This window comes from uncultured Eudoraea sp., assembly GCF_947258525.1.
Lineage (GTDB): Bacteria > Bacteroidota > Bacteroidia > Flavobacteriales > Flavobacteriaceae > Eudoraea.
Genome location: NZ_CAMYIP010000052.1, coordinates 1 through 1,961, shown reverse-complemented (window position 1 = coordinate 1,961; position 1,961 = coordinate 1). Strand labels below are relative to the sequence as shown.

The following is a 1,961-nucleotide window of genomic DNA, read 5'->3' as shown; positions in this document are numbered from 1 at the left end:
AGGTCTGTTGATTTGGTTATAAAATAAGCTGCATCAAAAGTGAGGCGGTTTTTAAAGAAGCTGGTATTTAGCCCGAATTCCGTGGTATTTATTTTCTCTTTGGTGATTCCAGGATCTATCGCAACATCACTTACCGAAAAACCATTTAAATCGCCATATGGAAAGGAAGCTGCTTGTGAATAGGTCTCATTGATTTGATAGGGGCCCAGATCGTTATAAGTGGTTGAGTTACTGGCACTCAATTTAATATAGATATCGTTTTCCTTCAACGATGGGACTACCTCGCTCATTATAAATGATAGCCCGGCTGCCGGATAGAAGTAGCTGTTTTCACCTGAAGGCAGAGTTGAGGTAAAATCATATCTGCCGGCCAGATTTAAATACAGAAATTCCTTATACCCCAAAGTAGCATCGGCAAAGAAGCCATACGTTCTTTTTTTCGATTCATCCAAATTTACCTCAGGTATGCCCACGCCATTAGAAATATCAAAGAATCCCGGAATGCTGAGATCATTAAACCCAATGCTGCTAATTCTGGAATCGAAGGAGTTGTTCGTGCCTCCCAGTATGGCTGTGATGTCGAACCATTTACCTGCATCCAAATCGGCCTTCAGTATTGCCTCAGCCGAATAGGAATTCGTTTGGAACTCACTTTCAAAAACAAAGGGAGTAATATATCCTTTGAAGGACTGTAAAGTGGGGTCATATGACTGCCGTCGGCGGTAGTCTTTTCCATAACCACTAGAGTTGTTAAGTCCCAACCTGGCAGTAAAGTTCAACCAATCAACAATATCCCAAGAGGCCTGGATATTGGCAATCAACCTATCGGTTTTATCATTATCCCTGTTGGTATCAATAGCCCAATAGGGATTGTCCTGATATAAGTTGTAATAGTTATCCGGGTGACCAAAGCTATTAGGATCCTCCCAATTCCTATATTCTTTCAGTGGTATATTAACCGGTGTAGATAAAAGAAGGCCGTAAATCTGTTCATCAAATTGTCCAAGTCTGCTTCCAACAACACTCGTCTTGTCCCTTAAATAACTCGAGTTTACACTTAAAGTAAGGTTGCCAAGGGTTTGGGAAGCATTCACTTTAAACGTATTTCTGTCATAGGTGTCCGAAGGGATAAGCCCGGTGGTCTGCTGGTCACTTAAAGACAGGTAGAAAGAACTACTTGTAGTTCCTCCACTGAGATACAACGTATTTTGAAAGGTATAACCGGTTTCAAAAAAGTTTTTTAAATTGTCCTTCACAGCAGCGTAGGGAACGGCCTGAAAACTGCCGTCAGCAAATGTGGGCCCGATCTGGCGTACCTGTCCGTCAAAACGGGGCCCCCAACTCGTATTTTCTCTTGGTTCGTAAACACCGGCATATCCCGTTCCGTATTCCTGTTGAAAATCGGGCATATATGCCACGGTTTCCATGGAGGTTGTTGAAATTAAACCAATTGTGAATTTTTGGCCGAGTTCACCTTTTTTGGTGGTCACTATGATAGCCCCGTTACTTCCCAATGATCCATATAGAATACCAGCAGTAGCTCCCTTTAATACGTTTACGTCCTCGACGTCAAGAGGATTCAGATCATCAAAAGCGCCCTGACTGGCAACGGCTCCATCGATGACAATGATAGGACTATTCGACTGACTAATTGATCTCAGTCCCCGCAAAATGATTTGGGTACTTGGGTTAACGCCCTGATCCTGAACATTGATCTGCAAGCCGGCCACTTTGCCTGTTAAACCTTGCGCCGCCCTGGTAGGAAATACTTTTACCAATTCTTCTGAAGGTACTTTGTCTGCCTGGTACGTCAGCTTTTTCTTTTGCCTTTGAATTCCAAGTGCAGTAACATCTATGGTATTCAAATAGGTAATATCATCTTCTAATGTAATATTTATTATGTTATTAAACCCTATGGTTATTTCAACCGTTTTGAGTCCAATATGAGAAAAAACCAAAAC

1 pseudogene is annotated in these 1,961 nt (G+C 42.0%); it reads right to left on the bottom strand.

Features of this window, described 5'->3' with window-relative positions:
- Positions 1-1,961 (bottom strand): annotated as a pseudogene (locus tag Q0X89_RS04155) (TonB-dependent receptor plug domain-containing protein); the annotation flags it as partial.